Source organism: Streptomyces pallidus (ex Mingjun et al. 2026), from assembly GCF_051550185.1.
Taxonomy (GTDB): domain Bacteria; phylum Actinomycetota; class Actinomycetes; order Streptomycetales; family Streptomycetaceae; genus Streptomyces.
Genome location: NZ_CP196181.1, coordinates 2,610,045 through 2,629,703 on the forward strand (window position 1 = coordinate 2,610,045; position 19,659 = coordinate 2,629,703).

General features: G+C 73.6%; 13 protein-coding genes. 5 read left to right on the forward strand and 8 right to left on the reverse strand.

Going from position 1 to position 19,659, the window contains the following annotated elements:
- Window positions 1-65 precede the first annotated feature (65 nt).
- The 5 genes from ACSHWO_RS11085 to ACSHWO_RS11105 all read right to left on the reverse strand — a co-directional run bounded on the left by ACSHWO_RS11085 (window position 66) and on the right by ACSHWO_RS11105 (window position 8,103).
- The gene (locus ACSHWO_RS11085; RefSeq protein WP_438311512.1) at window positions 66-968 is read right to left on the reverse strand and encodes a hypothetical protein; all 903 of its coding nucleotides are present in this window, start codon (window positions 966-968) and stop codon (window positions 66-68) included.
- 164 nt (window positions 969-1,132) lie between these two features.
- Complete coding sequence (locus ACSHWO_RS11090; protein ID WP_438311514.1) at window positions 1,133-2,683, reverse strand: MFS transporter; 1,551 nt, start codon at window positions 2,681-2,683, stop codon at window positions 1,133-1,135.
- A gap of 217 nt (window positions 2,684-2,900) precedes the next feature.
- Window positions 2,901-5,555: an alpha-glucan family phosphorylase gene (gene glgP / locus ACSHWO_RS11095; RefSeq protein ID WP_438311516.1), complete on the reverse strand. Its 2,655-nt coding sequence runs from the start codon at window positions 5,553-5,555 to the stop codon at window positions 2,901-2,903.
- 236 nt (window positions 5,556-5,791) lie between these two features.
- On the reverse strand, window positions 5,792-7,903 hold the full coding sequence (locus ACSHWO_RS11100) for a PKD domain-containing protein (RefSeq protein ID WP_438311518.1): 2,112 nt from the start codon (window positions 7,901-7,903) through the stop codon (window positions 5,792-5,794).
- Complete coding sequence (locus ACSHWO_RS11105; RefSeq protein WP_438311520.1) at window positions 7,900-8,103, reverse strand: hypothetical protein; 204 nt, start codon at window positions 8,101-8,103, stop codon at window positions 7,900-7,902. Before ACSHWO_RS11105 ends, ACSHWO_RS11100 begins: the two co-directional genes overlap by 4 nt.
- Window positions 8,104-8,772: 669 nt before the next feature.
- On the opposite strand from ACSHWO_RS11105, the gene ACSHWO_RS11110 reads away from it, so the two are divergent.
- The 4 genes from ACSHWO_RS11110 (at window position 8,773) to glgB (ending at window position 16,529) form a co-directional block, all read left to right on the forward strand.
- The gene (locus tag ACSHWO_RS11110; protein ID WP_385830324.1) at window positions 8,773-10,767 is read left to right on the forward strand and encodes an alpha-1,4-glucan--maltose-1-phosphate maltosyltransferase; all 1,995 of its coding nucleotides are present in this window, start codon (window positions 8,773-8,775) and stop codon (window positions 10,765-10,767) included.
- On the forward strand, window positions 10,764-12,458 hold the full coding sequence (gene treS / locus ACSHWO_RS11115; RefSeq protein WP_361088803.1) for a maltose alpha-D-glucosyltransferase: 1,695 nt from the start codon (window positions 10,764-10,766) through the stop codon (window positions 12,456-12,458). Before ACSHWO_RS11110 ends, treS begins: the two co-directional genes overlap by 4 nt.
- 241 nt (window positions 12,459-12,699) lie before the next feature.
- Entirely contained in the window at window positions 12,700-14,193 is a 1,494-nt protein-coding gene (locus tag ACSHWO_RS11120; RefSeq protein ID WP_438311522.1) for a maltokinase N-terminal cap-like domain-containing protein, read from the forward strand.
- Window positions 14,190-16,529 (forward strand): 1,4-alpha-glucan branching enzyme, encoded by a 2,340-nt coding sequence (gene glgB / locus ACSHWO_RS11125; RefSeq protein WP_438311524.1) that lies wholly within the window; start codon window positions 14,190-14,192, stop codon window positions 16,527-16,529. Before ACSHWO_RS11120 ends, glgB begins: the two co-directional genes overlap by 4 nt.
- Here the strand turns inward: glgB and ACSHWO_RS11130 are convergent.
- Both ACSHWO_RS11130 and ACSHWO_RS11135 read right to left on the reverse strand, forming a co-directional pair.
- Window positions 16,519-16,884: a thioredoxin family protein gene (locus tag ACSHWO_RS11130; protein ID WP_438311526.1), complete on the reverse strand. Its 366-nt coding sequence runs from the start codon at window positions 16,882-16,884 to the stop codon at window positions 16,519-16,521. The two genes, glgB and ACSHWO_RS11130, sit on opposite strands and share 11 nt — an antisense overlap.
- Before the next feature lie 26 nt (window positions 16,885-16,910).
- Window positions 16,911-17,345, reverse strand: a complete 435-nt coding sequence (locus ACSHWO_RS11135) for a MerR family transcriptional regulator (RefSeq protein WP_438311528.1) — start codon at window positions 17,343-17,345, stop codon at window positions 16,911-16,913.
- Between the two features lie 325 nt (window positions 17,346-17,670).
- Between ACSHWO_RS11135 and ACSHWO_RS11140 the strand changes: the two genes are divergently transcribed.
- Complete coding sequence (locus ACSHWO_RS11140; protein ID WP_438311530.1) at window positions 17,671-18,378, forward strand: XRE family transcriptional regulator; 708 nt, start codon at window positions 17,671-17,673, stop codon at window positions 18,376-18,378.
- Window positions 18,379-18,442: 64 nt separating this feature from the next.
- On the opposite strand, the gene ACSHWO_RS11145 is transcribed toward ACSHWO_RS11140, so the two are convergent.
- Window positions 18,443-19,468, reverse strand: coding sequence for an ATP-dependent 6-phosphofructokinase (locus ACSHWO_RS11145; RefSeq protein ID WP_361088812.1), 1,026 nt, complete (start codon window positions 19,466-19,468; stop codon window positions 18,443-18,445).
- Window positions 19,469-19,659: the final 191 nt, after the last annotated feature.

Sequence of the window (19,659 nt, forward strand, 5' to 3'; positions counted from 1 at the left end):
GAGAGACCCTCCCGGACGGCCCTGTTCCATGCCGCGGGACCGGCCGCACGGGCCGGCCCCGGCGATCAGGGGATGCTGCGGAAGACGGCCTCGAACATGTCGGGCTCCTGCTCGTGGTGCTCCTGCGACATGTCCGGGCCCTGCTGCTCCGTCTCCGGCTGCCCCGGCATCTCCTGGCGCTCGTCGGCCGGAGGCTGCTCCTCCTGGCGCTCGTCGGCCGGAGGCTGCTCCTCCTGGCGCTCGTCGGCCGGAGGCTGCTCCTCCTGGCGCTCGTCCGCCGGGGCCTGCTCCTCCTGACGCCCCTCGGCCGGGGCCTGCTCCTCCTGACGCTCCTCCTGCCGACCCTGCTCTGCCTGCTGACCCTGCTCTGCCTGCTCGCCCTGCTCCTCGTGCCCGACGTGGTCGTGCCGGCCGTGGTCCTGGTGCCGGCCCTGCTCCTGCGACGGTGCGGGCTCGTCCTGCGGCTCGGGCCCGTCCATCGCCGGGAGTACGGTCGCGGCCTGCATGTCGCCCATGACGGCGTGCTCGGGGCGGCTGGCGCTGTCGAAGCGGTCGCGGTCGTCGAGGCGGTCGTCCGAGCGGCTCTCGCCGAACGGGTCGTGCTTGTCGTCCGTGTCCACGTGGACCGGCGTGAAGACCACCGAGCGGACCCTGACGTCGTAGACCGTGTCCTTCGGCTCCAGCTCCCGCTCCGAGCGGCCGTTGCAGCCGTCCTCCGTGAAGAGCGTGGCCCGCGACTTGGTGTTGTTGCGCACGGCCGTGGCCGGGTCGCGGCGCGAGGTGCCGGTCAGTTCGTAGCAGGTGTCGTTGTCGGCCGGGCGGATCTGCCGCCGCTCCCCGTCGACGATGTACTCCAGCCGACCGAGGTTGGGCCGGTCGTCGAAGTCGTCGGCGAGGGACGTTCCCGCCAGCGGCACGGCGAGGGCGAAGGCTCCGAGGAACGCTACGGCGGCGTTGCGAAGACGCATGGGAAGGCAGTCCGTTCTGTGGGGGCTGGATGCCGGTCCGGTGGCATCCAGCGGGCAGCGTAGGAGCGCTGACCACTGCTGAATCGGTTCAGCATGCGCGGCGTGCTCACAGGTTCACCCACCCGGCACGCCCCGCGGCCCCCATCCGGCAGGCGCCGGGGCCCTCAGCGCACGGTGCGTTCACCGTCCCGCTGCGATCCCGGAACCCCGTCGCCCGCCCCGTCCGCCGGATCCGCCCCGCCCCCGGCCGCAGCGGCCGCCGCCGGGCGCGCCCGCACCAGCAGGACCACCGCCACCGCGCCGGACAGGCCGATCAGCCCCGAGGCGGTGAACGCCTCCCGCAGCCCCGTCGCGAAGGCCTCCGCGATCCAGGTGCGGGCGCCGGGCACCGTGTCCAGCAGCCGGCCCGCCTCGCCGGAGGCCAGGGCCGCGGCCGTGCCCTCCGGCTGCCCGGAGCCGGCGAGCCCGTCCGCCAGCCCCGCGTGGAACAGCACGCCGAGGACGGCGATCCCGAGGGCCATGCCCAGTTGCCGCGCGGTGTTGAGAGCGCCGCCCGCCATGCCCGTACGGTCCGGGGCCACGGACCCCAGCACGGTGGCCGCCATCGCCGGGACGGCCGCGCCGGCCCCCGCCCCGGTCAGCACCAGGCCCGGGATCAGCGCCGGCCAGCCGCCGGCCGTGTCCAGCAGCCGGCTCTGCAGCAGGGCGCCCGCCCCGGCGAGCAGCAGCCCGCCGCCGATGGGCCACCGGGGCGGGACGCCGTGCAGCAGCCGGCCGGCCGCGGCGGAGACCAGGAAGGCCGCGGCGCTCAGCGGCACCAGCACCAGTCCGGCGCCCACCGGGCTCAGCCCCTCGACGGACTGGAGCCACAGCGAGACGTACATCAGGTACGAGAAGGCCGCCCCGGACAGCAGCAGTGCGGCGACCATGACCCCGGTGAAGGTCCGGTCGCGGAACAGCGAGAGGTCCAGCATCGGGCGGTCGCTGCGCAGTTCGACGGCGACGAAGGCGGCGAAGGCCGCGGCGCCGAGCCCGGACAGGGCGAGGGTGGCGGGCGCGGTCCAGCCGCTCTCGCCGGCCCGGATCAGGGCGTACGTGACGGCGCCGGCGCCGGTGGTGAAGCAGGCGGTGCCCGGCAGGTCCAGGCCCCTGCTCTGGGGGGCGCGGGACTCGGCGACGGCCTTGAGGGTGACGTACACGGCGAGGGCGCAGACGGGGAGGTTGATGAAGAAGATCCAACGCCAGCCGAAGTGCTCGGTCAGCAGTCCTCCGATGATCGGACCGGCCGCGGCGGCGGCCCCGTTGACCGCGCCCCAGACACCGAAGGCGATGCCGCGCTCGCGGCCCTGGTAGGCGCTGCCGATCAGGGCCATGGTGGTGGCGAACATCGCGGCGGCGCCGGTGCCCTGGACGGCGCGGAAGGCGATGAGCATGCCCGGGCCGGAGGCGAGGCCGCAGGCGAGCGAGGAGGCGGCGAACAGGACGAGCCCGCCGAGGTAGACGGCGCGCCGGCCGATCCGGTCGGCGAGGGAGCCGGCGCCGAGCAGCAGGGCCGCGAGGGCGAGGGCGTAGACGTCCATCACCCACTGGAGTCCTGCGAAGCCGGTGTCCATGCCGGCGGCCATGTCCGGCAGGGCGACGGTCAGGATCGTGACGTCGATCAGGAGCATGAACGCTCCGAGGCACACCGCCGCGAGGGGCAGCCATCTGCGCATGGGGGACTCCTCGGTGCCCGCGCGGGGCGGGGAAGGACCGGCGGCGCCGGGCGGGGCCGGTACGGCTCCGCGCCCGCAGCCTCGCCCCGGATCCCGCGCCCGTCACCCCGGTCCTGACGGATTCCGCGCATCCGGCACCCGGAACCGGAACCGGGCGGGGCGGACGGCCGGTGGTCCGGCCGCCCGCCCCCTGCCGGGGCTGCCGTCGCGGGCCGCGCTACCGCATCAGCACGCCGCCCTGCGGGCCGCCCTCGCCGCCCGCGTCGGTGTCCGCGGGGGAGGCGACGAGCCCCAGTTCGGCCGGCGATGCCAGCTTGGGGTGCGAGGGGAGGATCCGCACGGTGTAGCCGAAGGGCCCGGTGCGGTCGAGGGCGAGCGGGCCCTCGTACACCCAGCGCCCCTCCAGGTCCGGGCCGGCGGCCGGCTTGAGGGGGAAGGGCCGCCCGTCGCGGATGACGTCGTGCGGGTCCACCCGGCCGGCGACGGCCTGCACCTCCACGTCCTCGGGGGCGAGGTCGTCCAGGGTGACCAGCACGCGCAGGGTGAGGGTGGCCCCCAGCTCGGCGGTGCCGTTCACGGGAGCCGCGGCGAGCGCCTCCACGTGCTCCACGGCGACCTTGGGCCAGGCCGCCCGGACCCGCCCCTTCCACCAGGCCAGGTCGCGTGCCGCGGCGGCGTCCAGGGTCCGGTGGGCGCGGGCGGCCGGCGTGTACAGCCGCTCCACGTACTCCCGGACCATGCGTCCGGCGAGGACCTTCGGGCCCAGGGAGACGAGGGTGCGGCGGACCATCTCGATCCAGCGCACCGGCAGCCCGCTGCGGTCCGCACGGTCGTAGAAGCGGGGCGCGACCCGCTCCTCGACCAGCTCGTAGAGGCCGGCCGCCTCCAGGTCGTCGCGCCGCTCCTCGTCGGTGCCGAGCCCGTCGGCGGTCGGGATGGCCCAGCCGAAGTCCGGTTCGAACCATTCGTCCCACCAGCCGTCCAGCACGGACAGGTTGAGGCAGCCGTTGAGGGCGGCCTTCATCCCGCTGGTGCCGCACGCCTCCAGCGGGCGGATCGGGTTGTTCAGCCAGACGTCGCAGCCCGGGTAGAGCTTCTGCGCCATGCCCATGCCGTAGTCGGGCAGGAACACGATCCGGTGGCGCACCTGCGGGTCGTCGGAGAACCGGACCAGCTCCTGCACCAGCCGCTTGCCGCCGTCGTCGGCGGGGTGGGCCTTGCCGGCGACGACGATCTGCACGGGCCGGTCGGGGTGGAGCAGCAGCCGGCGCAGCCGCTCGGGGTCGCGCAGCATCAGCGTGAGCCGCTTGTACGAGGGGACGCGCCGGGCGAAGCCGATGGTGAGGACGTCCGGGTCGAGCACGGAGTCCACCCAGCCGAGTTCGGCGTCGGCGGCACCGCGCTGGCGCCAGGACGCCCGCAGCCGTTCGCGGACCTCCAGCACGAGCTGCTCGCGCAGGCCCCGCCGCAGGTCCCAGATGTCCTGGTCGGCGATGTCGGCGACGGCGTCCCAGCGCTGGGAGCCGCCCACCGACAGGGCGTCCTCGGTGCGGCCGGCGCCGATCTGCCGGGCTCCGAGCCGGACCACCTCGGGGGCGACCCATGTCGGGGCGTGCACCCCGTTGGTCACGGAGGCGATGGGCACGTCGGCCGGGTCGAAGCCCGGCCACAGCCCGGCGAACATGCCGCGGCTGACGGCCCCGTGCAGGGTGGAGACGCCGTTGGCGCGCTGGGCCAGGCGCAGCCCCATCACCGCCATGTTGAACACGCCGGGGTCGCCGCCCGGGTAGGACTCGGCGCCCAGCTCCAGGATCCGCTCGACGGGTACGCGGTCCAGCTCGCCGCCGGGGCCGAAGTGGCGGGCGACCAGGGCGCGGTCGAAACGGTCGATGCCGGCGGGGACGGGGGTGTGGGTGGTGAACACGGTTCCGGCGCGGACCGCCTCCAGGGCGGCGTCGAAGCCGAGGCCGAGCTCGCCGTCGAGTTCCCTTATGCGTTCCAGGCCGAGGAAGCCGGCGTGTCCCTCGTTCGTGTGGAACACCTCGGGGGAGGGGTGACCGGTGAGCGCGCAGTACGTCCGTACCGCGCGGACCCCGCCGATGCCGAGGAGCATCTCCTGGAGCAGCCGGTGGTCGCTGCCGCCGCCGTAGAGCCGGTCGGTCACCTCGCGGGCCCCGCAGTCGTTGTCCTCGACGTCCGAGTCGAGGAGCAGCAGGGGGACCCGGCCGACGCGGGCCTGCCAGACGTGGGCGTGCAGGGCGCGGCCGCCGGGCAGGGAGAGGGTGACGCGGGCCGGGGCCCCGTCGGCGTCCCGCAGCAGGGACAGGGGCAGCTCGTTGGGGTCGAGGACGGGGTAGTGCTCCTGCTGCCAGCCGTCCCGGGACAGGGACTGGCGGAAGTAGCCGTGCCGGTAGAGGAGTCCCACGCCGATGAGCGGGACGCCGAGGTCGCTGGCGGCCTTGAGGTGGTCCCCGGCGAGGATCCCCAGGCCGCCCGAGTACTGGGGCAGGGCGGCGGTGATCCCGAACTCGGGCGAGAAGTAGGCGATGGCGGCGGGGAGGTCGGTCCCGCCGCCGTGGGTCTGGTACCAGCGGGCGCCGTTGACGTAGTCGTCGAGGTCGGCGGCGGCCACGGCGAGCCGGCGCAGGAACCGGCGGTCGCCGGCCAGTTCGCGCAGGCGGGTGGCGGAGGCGGAGCCGAGCAGGCGGACGGGGTCGCCGCCGGCGGCCTGCCAGCCCTCGGGGTCGACGGATTGGAAGAGTTCGCGGGTCTCCGTGTGCCACGACCAGCGCAGGTTGCGCGCGAGGTCGGCGAGCGGCAGCAGCGGTTCGGGGAGTACGGGGCGTACGGTGAATCGACGGATTGCCTTCACGCGTTCCACCTTCGCAGGCAAGTGCGGACCGGAGCGGCCGCACCACGCTGTGCGACCGCGCAACACCCCCGGAAGGCTATCCCCGCCCCGCCTGACCCTGCCACCGTGCCTCGGGGCCACACCGGTGCGCCCGCCCGTGGAACCGGCCCGCGGGCCCGCCGCGCCACGACGCCGCCCCGGCCACCCGCGCGGCCGCGCGGGTGGCCGGGGCGGGCCTGCGGGTGCCGGGGCGCCCGTCAGGGCTGGGTGAAGTACCCGAGCAGGTCGGTGATGACGTGCGTGCTGCCGCCGTGGCTGTTGGAGACGGTGGCGCGGCCGTCGGCGACCGGGGTGGTGACGTGGTTGGGGACGGTTTCACCAGGACGGGTGTTGAGGCTGCTGGCCTCGGGGCGGGCGGCCCCGTACGCGTACACGGTGAGGAAACCGGGTCCGGTGGACTCGGTCGCCGTGACGTTCAGGGCCGCGCCGATCGCACCGGCGGGCAGGCCCGCGACGGTGGTGGCGGCGCCGGGGGCGAGCTTGCCGGCGGTGCGGGTGTCGGCGAGCCGCTTCGGGACGGCCGGGGTGAACAGGGCCTTGCCGTCCTTGCCGTACCAGCCGACCGCGTCCGGGACGAGGTGGGTGGAGCCCGTGTTGGTGTAGAGGGTGATGGTGCCGTCGGGGCCGACCGGCACGACGGCCTGGTTGGACTTGTCCTTGCCCGGCTCGGGGTTGAGGTTCGACGTGGCCGGGCGCCTGGCCGGGTCGGGGTAGGCGATGACGTGCGCGTCGGCGGTGGAGCCGGTGCTGGTCAGGTTGAGGGCGACCGCGGTGGCGCCGGCCGGGATACCGCCCGCGCCGGCGACCCTGACGCCGCGGGTCTGCCCGCCGGCCAGGGCGCCGCCCGCGGAGCGGGTGTCGGCGAGCCGGGTCGGGGCGACGGGGGTGAACCGCTCCCCGGCGCCCGGCTGGTAGTAGCCGACGAAGTCCACGATCAGCGCGGCCCGGCCCGAGTTGAGCTGCGCCTGCACCTTGAAGTCGGAGCCGACGGGGACGGTGACCGTGTTGGAGGAGGTGCCGCCCGCCCGGACGTTGACGTTCGAGGTGGCCGGGCGCGGCTGGCCGGACGGCCAGACGCTGAGGTGGGTGTCCTCGGTGGCTCCGGTCACGGTGACGTTGAGGACGGCGGCGGCCATGCCGCCGGAGTGCACGTGGTTCGGTACGGCGAGGCCGACGGGGAGGACCACCGGGACGGCCGACCCGCCCTGCACGGGCGCGCCGGTGGTACGGGTGTCGAGCAGGCGGAACGGTTCGGTCGCGACGTAGCCCGACGGCGCGTAGTCGACCTTCACGGTCTTGGAGACCGTGTTGTCGCCGCCCCTGCCGTCCGCGAGCCGCAGCGTCACCTTGTAGTCGCCGGGCCGGCCGTAGGTGTGCCGGAAGCCCTCCAGGTGCAGGGCGTGCGCGTAGGTGCCGTCGCCGAAGTCCACGTCCGCGTTCACGACCGGCCACGGCGCCGCGGTGGCGGCCATCGGGTCGATGTCGACGGTCAACGGGGCCGTGTACTCGATCGGGTTGGTCGACGTCGGCAGCACCGGCTCGGCGTCGAAGCCGGCGGTCAGCGGACCGGCCGGCGTCACCTTGACCGGCTGCTCCGCCCCGGCCGTCACCCCGACGCCGTTGACACCCGTCACCTTGACGGTGCACGCGCACGGAGCGGTGTAGACGTGGCTGGCAACGGCGTAGGCGGTGTCGCCCTTGCGGGTGACGACCGGAGCGGTCCCGTCGCCGAAGTCCACGTGGTAGGTCATCGCGGTGGGCCACCCGCTGTCCGAGCAGGCCTTCACTTCCACGGTGGTGCCCACCGGCGCCCAGCTGTGCTCGACCTGCATCTTCACGGTGCTCAGCCAGTCCTGGGTCTCGCGGTGCCCGCGGTCCAGGTACCCGCCGTCCTTGCCCGTGTCGGGCACCCGCGGGTCGTCCGCGGTCGGCCGTCCGGAGAAGTCGGTGGGCAACACGCCCGGTGCCGTCGGGTCGGCGGAGTCGACGGCCGGGCCGTCGGCCCGCTCGGCCTCGGCACGCGTCGCGGTCAGGTCGTGCGCGCCCTGGCCGGTGGCGGTGCGGAACGCCCCGGGCTCGGCGTGGTCGGCGCCGGCCCAGTGGTAGGCCGCGCCCGGCGGGCGGCCGACGATCAGGTTGTAGTCGACGCGCGTGCCCTCGACCGCGCCCTGCGCCACCGCGACGGCGTGTCGGGCCTCCCCCGCCTCACACCGGAAGGACGCGTCCTCGGTGTGGACCACGTTGTTGAACACGCCGGAGCCGGCCGAGGCGCCGCCGACCGAGACGGTCGCCGCGCAGAAGCCGGTCATCCGGGCCTTACGGCCTTGGCCGCCGCCGACACGGTGCAGTACGGAACGGCCTGCGAACCGCCGCCGCCGTCGGAGCAGTTCGAGCCGGCGCGGTTGTCGACGTACAGGGTGGCCGGCGGATCGGCGGCCGCGGCGCCGGGCAGGCCGAGGACAGTGGCGAGGCCTGCGGTCAGCAGGGCCGCCACGCGGGTGGGACGCACCAGGGGAGCTTCCTTCGGGAGCGGGCGGTGTGGATCCGGGACGGCACGGCGCGGCACGGCGGCTGCGCGGCCCGTTCCCCCCACCGGTACACCGGCGCGCACGGATCCACGAATTCGCGTCCCGTGATCCCCGTGCGAACGCACGCCGTCACACCGGATATGCCGCTCCCCGGCGGCCTGTGCGGCGGCGCCCGCGCGTGATCGCCACAACGGCGGGAAACCGACCGTGGCGACAGCGTTTCCGGCCGTCGTACGCCCTTGCGGAACGAGGGGGTTCGGCGGGGTTCGTACCACCCGACGGCACAACGTGCGTGGCCGGTGTGACGGGGGCGGCCGACGGTACCTCCGGTAGTCCACATGGACTTGACGGAGCCTCGGCGGAAGCACGGACTCTTCTTGGCCCTCGGGGCGCCCCTACGTACGAGTAGTTAACCGAGCACGCGGATTGGGCCGGGCGAGAGTGGGAAGGGCTCCCCGCGTACCTGCACGGCACACCTCGCCCACCCCTCTCCCGCCACCCGAGTGAACGCGGACAGGAGCGGCCATGCCCGCAGCCCAGCCGTCCTCCGAGCGGCTAGAAACAGAGCCAACAGAGCGTGCACTACCCGTCGGCCACCCGGCCGGCCCGTCGTCACCGAGCCCTGCGAACTGCCCCCAGGTGATCCCATCATGATCGGTCGTATTCCCGTGCTGGACGTCCTCCCCGCCACCGACTGCGGGGCCAGACCCGCCAAGGCCGTGGTCGACGAGGTCTTCGAGGTCTCCGCCACCGTGTTCCGCGAGGGACACGACGCGGTCGCCGCGCACGTCCTCCTGCGCGATCCGAAGGGGCGGGTCCGTCCCGCCGTGCCGATGCGCGAGCTCGCTCCCGGCACCGACCGGTGGGGCGCCCGGGTGGCCGCCGACACCGAGGGCAGGTGGAGCTACACCGTGGAGGCGTGGAGCGACCCGCTGGCCACCTGGCGGGCCCGCGCCGAAGTGAAGATCCCCGCCGGCATCGATCTGGGGCTCACCCTGCTGGAGGGCGCCGAGCTCTACGAGCGGGCCGCCGCGAAGATCCTCAAGCGGGACGGCCGCGAACACGTCCTGGCCGCCGCCTCCGCGATGCGCGACGAGGACCGCTCCGTCGCCGAGCGGTACGCCGCCTCCCGCGAGCCCCGGGCGCTGCAGGCGCTGGACCGGCGCCCGCTGCGGGAGCTGGTGACCGCCGCGAAGGCCCAGCCGCTGCTGGTGGAGCGCAGGCGGGCGCTGTTCGGCTCCTGGTACGAGATGTTCCCCCGGTCCGAGGGCGCGGTGGTCGAGCCCGGGGCGAAGCCGGTGAGCGGCACCTTCCGCACGGCCGCCGAACGGCTGCCCGCCATCGCCGCGATGGGCTTCGACGTGGTGTACCTGCCGCCGATCCACCCCATCGGGACCACCTTCCGCAAGGGCCCCAACAACACGCTTTCGGCGCAGAGTTGGGACCCTGGCGTACCGTGGGCCATCGGCTCCCCGGAGGGCGGCCACGACGCCGTCCACCCGGACCTCGGCACGCTGGAGGACTTCGACGCCTTCGTCGCCCGGGCCCGCGGGCTGGACCTGGAGATCGCGCTGGACTTCGCCCTCCAGTGCTCCCCGGACCACCCGTGGGTGGAGAAGCACCCGGAGTGGTTCAGCCACCGCCCCGACGGGACGATCGCGTACGCGGAGAACCCGCCCAAGAAGTACCAGGACATCTACCCGGTCCACTTCGACACCGACATGGCCGGCATCGTCGCGGAGACGGTCCGGGTCCTGCGGCACTGGATGGACCACGGCGTCCGCATCTTCCGAGTGGACAATCCGCACACCAAGCCGGTCGTGTTCTGGCAGAAGGTGATCGCGGACATCAACAGGACCGATCCCGACGTGATCTTCCTGGCCGAGGCCTTCACCCGGCCCGCCATGATGCACGCGCTCGCCGCGATCGGCTTCCAGCAGTCGTACACGTACTTCACCTGGCGCAACACCAAGGCGGAGCTCACCGAGTACGTCACCGAGCTGTCCGGCACCCGGTCCGCCTCCGTGATGCGGCCGAACTTCTTCGTGAACACTCCGGACATCCTCCACGCCTACCTGCAGAAGGGCGGCCGCCCCGCCTTCGAGGTGCGCGCCGTGCTGGCCGCCACCCTCTCCCCCACCTGGGGCGTCTACGCCGGGTACGAGCTGTGCGAGAACACCCCGGTCCGGGAGGGCAGCGAGGAGTACCTGCACTCCGAGAAGTACGAGCTGCGCCCGCGCGACTGGGCCGCCGCCGAGCGGACGGGCCGCACCATCGCCCCGCTGATCACCACGCTCAACCGGCTGCGCCGCCGCAACCCCGCACTTCAGCAACTGCGCGACATCCACTTCCACTCGACCGACAACGAGCAGGTGATCGCCTATTCGAAGCACGCGGGCGCCAATTCCGTACTGGTGGTCGTCAACCTCGATCCGCACCACACCCAGGAGGCGACGGTCTCGTTGGACATGCCGGTACTCGGCCTCGACTGGCACGGGTCCCTCGCGGTGCGCGACGAGCTCACCGGCGAGACCTATCACTGGGGCAGGGCGAACTACGTGCGCCTAGAGCCGGGCCGCACCCCCGCGCACGTTCTCACCGCTCTGCGACCGTCCCCGCCCACCGGAGGGTCACCCACCGCATGATGATCAACGATCCCGTCCACGACACCTTCGAGGACACCCCCGCCCAGGACCGCGACCCCGACTGGTTCAAGCGGGCCGTCTTCTACGAGGTCCTCGTACGCTCCTTCCACGACAGCAACGGCGACGGGGTGGGCGACCTGAAGGGGCTCACCTCCAAACTGGACTACCTCCAGTGGCTCGGCGTGGACTGCCTGTGGCTGCCGCCGTTCTTCGCCTCGCCGCTGCGCGACGGCGGCTACGACGTCTCCGACTACACCTCCGTCCTGCCCGAGTTCGGCGACCTCGCCGACTTCGTGGAGTTCGTGGACAACGCGCACCAGCGCGGTATGCGGGTGATCATCGACTTCGTCATGAACCACACGAGCGACCAGCACGAGTGGTTCCAGCAGTCCCGCAAGGACCCCGACGGGCCGTACGGCGACTACTACATGTGGGCCGACAACGACAAGCAGTACCAGGACGCCCGCATCATCTTCGTCGACACCGAGACCTCGAACTGGACGTACGACCCCGTACGCAAGCAGTACTACTGGCACCGCTTCTTCTCGCACCAGCCGGACCTCAACTACGAGAACCCGGCGGTGCAGGAGGAGATCATGTCGGCGCTGCGGTTCTGGCTGGACCTCGGCATCGACGGGTTCCGCCTGGACGCCGTGCCGTACCTGTTCGCCGAGGACGGCACCAACTGCGAGAACCTCCCGGCCACCCACACCTTCCTCAAGCGGGTCCGGGCGGAGATCGACGCGCACTACCCGGACAAGGTGCTGCTCGCCGAGGCCAACCAGTGGCCCGAGGACGTCGTCGACTACTTCGGCGACTACAGCGCCGGCGGGGACGAATGCCACATGGCGTTCCACTTCCCAGTCATGCCGCGCATCTTCATGGCGGTGCGAAGAGAATCCCGCTACCCGGTCTCCGAGATCCTCGCCAAGACCCCGGGGATCCCGGAGCGCTGCCAGTGGGGCATCTTCCTGCGCAACCACGACGAGCTCACCCTCGAAATGGTCACGGACGAAGAGCGCGACTACATGTACGCCGAGTACGCCAAGGACCCGCGCATGCGGGCCAACATCGGCATCCGGCGCCGGCTCGCCCCGCTCCTCGACAACGACCGCAACCAGATGGAGCTGTTCACCGCCCTGCTGCTGTCCCTGCCCGGCTCCCCGGTCCTCTACTACGGCGACGAGATCGGGATGGGCGACAACATCTGGCTGGGCGACCGCGACGGCGTGCGCACCCCCATGCAGTGGACCCCGGACCGCAACGCCGGGTTCTCCTCCTGCGATCCTGGGCGGCTGAACCTGCCGGTCATCATGGACCCGGTCTACGGGTACCGGGTCACCAACGTGGAGGCCGCGACGTCCTCGCCCTCCTCGCTGCTGCACTGGACCCGCAGGCTCATCGAGGTTCGCAAGGCGAACCCGGCGTTCGGCCTCGGCTCGTACACCGAACTGCCGTCGACCAACCCGGCGGTGCTCGCCTTCCTCCGCGAGTACGGCGACGACCTGGTGCTGTGCGTGCACAACTTCTCGCGCTTCGCCCAGCCCACCGAGCTCGACCTGAAGTCGTTCAACGGGCGCGTGCCGGTGGAACTCACCGGTGACGTGCGCTTCCCGCCGATCGGCGAGTGGCCGTACCTGCTCACCCTCGCCGGGCACGGCTTCTACTGGTTCCGCCTGCGGCGCGAGTAGGACCTCCCCGGCAGCTCCGGCCCGCCCGGCCTCCCCGCACCCGGGGAGGCCCGCGGCGGAGCACCACGGGAGCGGCACCGCACGGGTCCGGTGCCCGCCCCCGCACGCACCACCGCAGCACGCACCACCGCACCACCGCCACGCACCACCCTGACCCGACACCACCCACCACCGGACAGCAAACCTCGCCATCCGGGACACTCTGCGCATTTCTGTGACGGCCCGGGGAAAGGACGACGCCATGTCGGAGGCTGCATCCGCCCGGAGCCGCCAGAGCAGTCCGGCCGCCGTCCCACTCGGACCGCTGGAGCCGATGCTGCGCTCCTGGCTGCCGCGGCAGCGCTGGTTCGCCGGCAAGGGGCGCGCGATCACCCGGCTCCGCCTGGTCAGTGCCGTCGAGCTGCTGCCGGCCGGGGTCACCCCCGGCCTGCTGCACCTGCTCGTCGGCGTGGACTGCGCCGACGGGGCCGCGGACTGCTACCAGCTGCTGATCGGGGTGCGCCCCGCGCCGCTGCCACCCGCGCTCGCGCCCGCCCTGATCGGAAATGCCGAGCAGGGCCCGTACGCCGGCCACGCCGTGTACGAGGGCCTGGGCGATCCGCGGCTCGCCACGCTGCTGCTGGAGCGGCTGCGCACCCCGGGCAGCCACGGCCCGCTCCGCTTCGACCGGGACCCGGACGCCCTCATCCCCGCCGAGGCCGCTCCCCGGCCGGTGTCCGGGGAGCAGACCAACTCCTCGCTGATCTACGGGGATTCGCACATCCTGAAGGTGTTCCGCCGGGTCGGCCCCGGCGTCAACCCGGACCTGGAACTGCCCAGAGCGCTCGCCGCCGCCGGCTGCACCCGCGTACCGGCCCCCGTCGCCTGGTACGAGGCCGACCTGCCCGGTAGCCCGCGCGACAGCCGGGAGCGCCCGGAGCCGCTGACCCTGGGCGTGCTCCAGCCGTACCTGCGCGGCTCCGACGACGGCTGGCAGCTGGCGCTGCGCCGGCTCGGCGCGGGAGCCGACTTCACCGCCGAGGCGCACGCGCTGGGCCGGGCCACCGCCGAGGTGCACAGCGCGCTCGCCACCGCCCTGCCCACCGTGGCCCTCGGCCCGGGGCAGACGGCCCGGCTCGCCGCGGGGATGACGGCCCGGCTGGCCGCCACCGTCCGCGAGGTGCCGGCGCTGCGGCCCTACGAGGCCGGGCTGCGCGGGGCCTTCGACGCCCTGGCCGCCTCCTCCCGCGGTAGCGGGGTGCCCGCCCAGCGGATCCACGGCGACCTCCACCTCGGCCAGACCCTGCGCACCGCCGACGGCAGCTGGGCCCTGATCGACTTCGAGGGCGAGCCCGCCCGGCCGCTGGCCGACCGCCGCCGGCCCGAACCCGCCGTGCGCGACGTCGCCGGGATACTGCGGTCGTTCGACTACGCGGCCCGCTCGCACCGCCCGTTCGCCCCCGCCTGGGCGGACGCCTGCCGGGCCGCCTTCTGCGAGGGCTACGCCCGCACCACCGGCCGCGACCCGCGCGAGGACCCCGTCCTGCTGCGCGCGTACGAGACCGACAAGGCGGTGTACGAGGCCCGCTACGAGTCGCGGCACCGCCCCGACTGGCTGCACGTCCCCATGGCGGCCATCCGCCGCCTGGCCGAACGGGAACGTCCGGCCCGCCGCATGCCGCCGGCCCCGCCGCAGCCCGGCTCCGCCCCCACCCCCCACCCCCACCCGAAGCCCCCGAGGAGGCCGCTCGCGTGAGCGCCGCACGACAGCCGTCACCGACCGTCCGCAACGCAGCCCCGCCCGCCACCGCGGGCGGACCCGCGGCTGCGACCGCGCCCTCGCCCGAGGCCGGGCCCGCCCGCAGGTCCCGTCCGCCACGGGCCCGCCAGACCGCCCCGGCGGCCGCCCCTCAGAACGGGGTGCGGCCGGCGCCCGCACTCGGCGCGCAGGAGCGGGCCCGGCTCCTCGAAGGCCGCCACCACGACCCGCACGCCGTGCTCGGCGGCCATGCCCTGCGGGGCGGGGTGGCCGTCCGCGTGCTGCGCCCGCACGCGAGGACCGTCACCCTCGTGGCCAAGGGGCTGCGGGCCGAGCTGCACGACGACGGCGACGGCCTGTTCTCGGGACTGCTGCCGCTGGCCGAGGTGCCGGACTACCGGCTGCTGGTGGCGTACGAGAGCACCGAGATCGAGGTGCACGACCCGTACCGGTTCCTGCCCGCGGTCGGCGAGCTCGACCTGCACCTGATCGGCGAGGGCCGGCACGAGGAGCTGTGGACGGCGCTCGGCGCCCGGCCGATGGTCCACCAGGGCGTCGCCGGAACGCGGTTCACGGTGTGGGCGCCGAACGCGCAGGGGGTCCGGGTCACCGGGGACTTCTCCTACTGGAACCCGGTCGCCCACCCGATGCGCTCGCTCGGCGCGACCGGGGTGTGGGAGCTGTTCCTGCCCGGGGTGGGCGAGGGCACGCTGTACAAGTACGACATCACCCGGCCCGACGGCAGCCACGGCCTGCGCGCCGACCCGATGGCGCGGCGGACGGAGTGCCCGCCCGCCACCGCCTCGGTCGTGACCGAGTCCCGGTACGAGTGGGGCGACGACCGGTGGATGGCCCTGCGCGGCGCCCGTCCCCCGCACCAGGCCCCGTTCTCGGTGTACGAGGTGCACCTGCCGTCCTGGCGGCCGGGGCTCTCGTACCGGCAGCTGGCCGAGCAGCTCCCGCCGTACGTCAAGGATCTCGGCTTCACGCACGTGGAGCTGATGCCGGTCGCCGAGCACCCCTTCGGCGGTTCCTGGGGCTACCAGGTCACCGGCTACTACGCGCCCACCGCGCGGATGGGCACCCCGGACGAGTTCCGGATGCTCGTGGACGCACTGCACCGGGCGGGGATCGGGGTGATCCTCGACTGGGTGCCGGCGCACTTCCCGCGGGACGACTGGGCGCTCGCCGAGTTCGACGGGCGGCCGCTGTACGAGCACCACGACCCGCGGCGGGCGGCCCACCCGGACTGGGGGACGCTGGAGTTCGACTACGGGCGCAAGGAGGTCCGCAACTTCCTCGTCGCCAACGCCGTCTACTGGTGCCAGGAGTTCCACATCGACGGGCTGCGGGTCGACGCGGTGGCCTCCATGCTCTACCTGGACTACTCGCGCGACGAGGGCCAGTGGGCGCCCAACGAGCACGGCGGGCGGGAGAACCTGGACGCGGTGGCGCTGCTCCAGGAGATGAACGCGACCGTGTACCGGCGCTGCCCGGGCGTGGTGACGATCGCGGAGGAGTCAACGGCCTGGGACGGGGTCACCCGGCCCACGGATGCGGGCGGACTCGGCTTCGGCCTGAAGTGGAACATGGGCTGGATGCACGACACGCTCAGGTACTCGGGCAAGGAACCGGTGCACCGCAAGTACCACCACCACGACATGACCTTCGGGATGGTGTACGCGTACAGCGAGAACTACGTGCTGCCGATCTCGCACGACGAGGTGGTGCACGGCAAACGCTCGCTGGTGTCGAAGATGCCCGGCGACTGGTGGCAGCAGCGGGCCGGGGAGCGGGCGTACCTGGGCTTCATGTGGGCCCACCCGGGCAAGCAACTGCTGTTCATGGGGCAGGAGTTCGCCCAGGGATCGGAGTGGTCCGAGGCCCACGGGCCGGACTGGTGGCTGCTGGACCCCGCGTATCCGGCGGCCGCCGACCACCAGGGCGTGCGCACCCTGGTCCGCGACCTGAACCGGGCCTACGCGGCGGCGCCGGCCCTGTGGGAGCGGGACTCCGTGCCCGAGGGCTTCGCGTGGGTGGAGGCGGACGCGGCGGACGACAACGTCTTCGCCTTCCTGCGGTACGCGCACGACGGCTCGCAGCTGTTGTGCGTGTCGAACTTCTCGCCGGTGGTGCGGCACGGCTACCGGATCGGCGTGCCGGAGGAGGTTCCGGTGTGGCGGGAGGTCCTCAACACCGACCTGGAGGCCTACGGCGGGAGCGGCGTCCGCCACCTGACGCCGCTGCGGCCCCGGCGGGAGCCGGCGCAGGGCCGCCCGGCGAGCCTGCACCTGACGCTCCCGCCGCTGGCTACGGTCTGGTTCAGGCCGTAGCCGCCGCGGTCGCCGCCCGCTCCAGCACGCCTTCGAGCTCCTGGAGCAGGCGGCGCCTCGGCCGCGCCCCGACCAGCTGGGCGACGGGCTCGCCGGCGCGGAACACGAGCAGGGTCGGCAGGGACAGCACCCCGTACCGGGTGACGGTGGCCGGGTTGGTGTCCGCGTCGATCCACACGGTCCTGAGCCGGCCGGCCGTCTCGGCGGCCACGGCGGACAGCACGGGCGCGAGCTGCCGGCAGGGGCCGCACCAGTCCGCGGTGAACTCCACGAGGACGGGCAGGTCCTGCTCGGCGAGCACCTCCGCCTCGAAGTCGGCATCGGTCACTTCCGCAACACCGGCGGCGTGGACCATGGGCTTCTCCCCTCTCGGTTCTTCCTTCATCCGGTCATCTCACAGCGCGGGACGGCGGCGGCGCCGAGCGTGTCGGCGCCGGGCCGGTCGGCGTCGGCCGTGCCGGCCGCGGCCCGCTCGGCCTCGGCGAGCTGCCGGCCGACCTGCTCGCGCACGTCGGCCAGCCGGTCGATCAGCGCGTCGAGCTCGGCGAGCTTGCGCCGGTACACGGCCAGGGACGCCGGGCAGCTGTCCCCGGCGGGGTGGCCGGCCCGCAGGCACTCGACGAAGGGGCGGGTCTCCTCCAGTGCGAAGCCGAAGTCCTGGAGCGTGCGGATCTGCCGGAGCAGCCGCAGGTCGTCCTCGTCGTAGGTGCGGTGGCCGTTGGGTGACCGCCGGGAGGGCAGCAGCCCGCGCGACTCGTAGTACCGCAGGGTCCGGGTGCTGGTCCCGGCCCGTTCCGCCAGTTCGCCGATGCGCATGGCCCGAACGTAGACCTTGACGCGGACGTCAGGGCAAGGGCGCGGGGCGGGGCCCTCGCCACCCCCGTATACGAGGGCCCCGGTATGGACTACGTACGGGGGTGGGGGCCGGTTCAGGGCGGGTGCGGGGGATCGGTGAAGATCGCGTAGAGAGGTGCCGCGCGGGCCGGCCGGGACCGTAGGCTGTCCATGGTCACGAGAGCGCGTCCGATTACCGGACGGTCGTCTGAAATCCGGACCAATACCCCGAACTCCCTAGGACATTCCTACGAGTTGTGGGCTTGTTTGAACAGTCTGTAGTCGCCGCACCCCGGTCGCTCCTACGGTGTGCCCTGTGCACTCCAGCCCACCCTTCAATGCCCCCGCCGCGCGGCGCCTGCGCGCGGCCCTGGGCATGGCGCCCGGACACGTCGCCTACGGCCTGCGCGCCCAGTACGGACTGATCGTCGAACCCGAGACCGTGATGGCCTGGGAGCGCGGCGAGCAGACGCCGACCGCCGCCGAGCTGACCGCCCTCGCAGGCGTGCTGTGGTGCGCACCCGGCGAGCTGCTCGCCGAGCCGGTCACCCTGCGGGAGCACCGGCTGGCCCGGGGCATGCCCGCGGACGAGCTGGCCCGCCGGATCGGGCTGGACACCGGCTCGTACCAGAAGATGGAGGACTCCGGGCGCTGGAAGGGCAACGAGCGCCAGTCCGTGGCCCTGGCCCAGGTCCTGGGTCTGAGCCTGGCCCAGTTCGTGGCGGCCGCCGGCAAGCAGGAGGAGCTGGCGGAGCTGCTGCGCAGCGCGGTGACCACGCGCTGGCAGGCGTACGTGAAGCCGCTGGCCAAACTCCTGCCGGTGCCGCGGCAGCGGCTGGAGCCGGTGGTCGAGCGGCTGCACGCGGACTACCAGGCCGCCATGGTCACCACCCTGGGCTGGGGCGGAGCCGCGGGAGACGCCGGCACGGGCGACGCGGGCCGCGAGTTCCTCGCCACCATCGTCGCCCGCTTCTGGGCCTACGCGGGCCCCGCGGACCACCCCCACACCGGGTAGCCCTACCGTGCGCGGCGACCGGGCGGAGCCGCCGGCCGGGCCGGGGGCCGCCGCACCCGGCGGGTCAGAAGACGGACTCGGCCTCGTACATGCGGTCCGCGGGGACGCGCTTCAGCTCGGCGGTGGCCGAGGCGAGCGGCGCCATCACGATGTCGGTGCCGCGCAGGGCGGTCATGTTGCCGAAGTCGCCGCGGTGCACGGCCTCCACTGCGTGCCAGCCGAAGCGGGTGGCCAGGACCCGGTCGTAGGCGGTGGGGACGCCGCCGCGCTGGACGTGGCCCAGGATGACCGGGCGGGCCTCCTTGCCCAGGCGGTGCTCCAGCTCGACGGCGAGCCGGTTGCCGATGCCGGCGAAGCGCTCGTGGCCGTACGGGTCGATGGCGCCCCGCTCGTACGGCATGGAGCCCTCGGCCGGGTGCGCCCCCTCGGCGACGCAGATGACGGCGAACTTCTTCCCGCGGGCGAAGCGCTCCTCGACCATCTTCACCAGGTCGTCCACCTCGAAGAGGCGCTCCGGCAGGCAGATCCCGTGCGCGCCGCCGGCCATGCCGGACTCCAGGGCGATCCAGCCGGCGTGCCGGCCCATGACCTCGACGACCATGACGCGCTGGTGCGACTCGGCGGTGGTCTTGAGGCGGTCTATGGCCTCGGTGGCCACCGTGACGGCGGTGTCGAAGCCGAAGGTGCGGTCGGTGGAGGAGATGTCGTTGTCGATGGTCTTCGGTACGCCCACGACGGGCATCCCGGCGTCCGACAGCATCCGGGCGGCGGTCAGGGTGCCCTCGCCGCCGATCGGGATGAGCGCGTCGAGGCCGTACCGCCGCGCGAGCTCGTTGGCGTTCTCGGCTGCCTCGTGCAGGCGGGAGCGCTCCATGCGGGAGGAGCCGAGGATGGTGCCGCCGCGGGCGAGGATGCCGCTGACCGCGTTGATGTCGAGGGGGCGGTAGTGCCCGTCCAGGAGCCCCTTGAAGCCGTCCTCGAAGCCGATGACCTCGTCACCGTGCCCGACCATCGCGCGGTGCACGACCGACCGGATGACGGCGTTCAGGCCGGGGCAGTCGCCGCCTGCTGTGAGAACTCCGATACGCATCGTCCTGTGTCTCCCGCTCCTGGTCACATCGTGAGGCTTGTCCGATTGTTCCACGGGCCCGAGAGGCCGCGCGTCCGGTGCCGCTCCACCGGCGGGCCGTTCGGCCCTGCCCTCCGGGCCCATCGCCCAGGGGGCGCCTTAGCCATCGACAGGGGTATTGTCAAGAGGGCAATGCCACCCTATCGGGGATT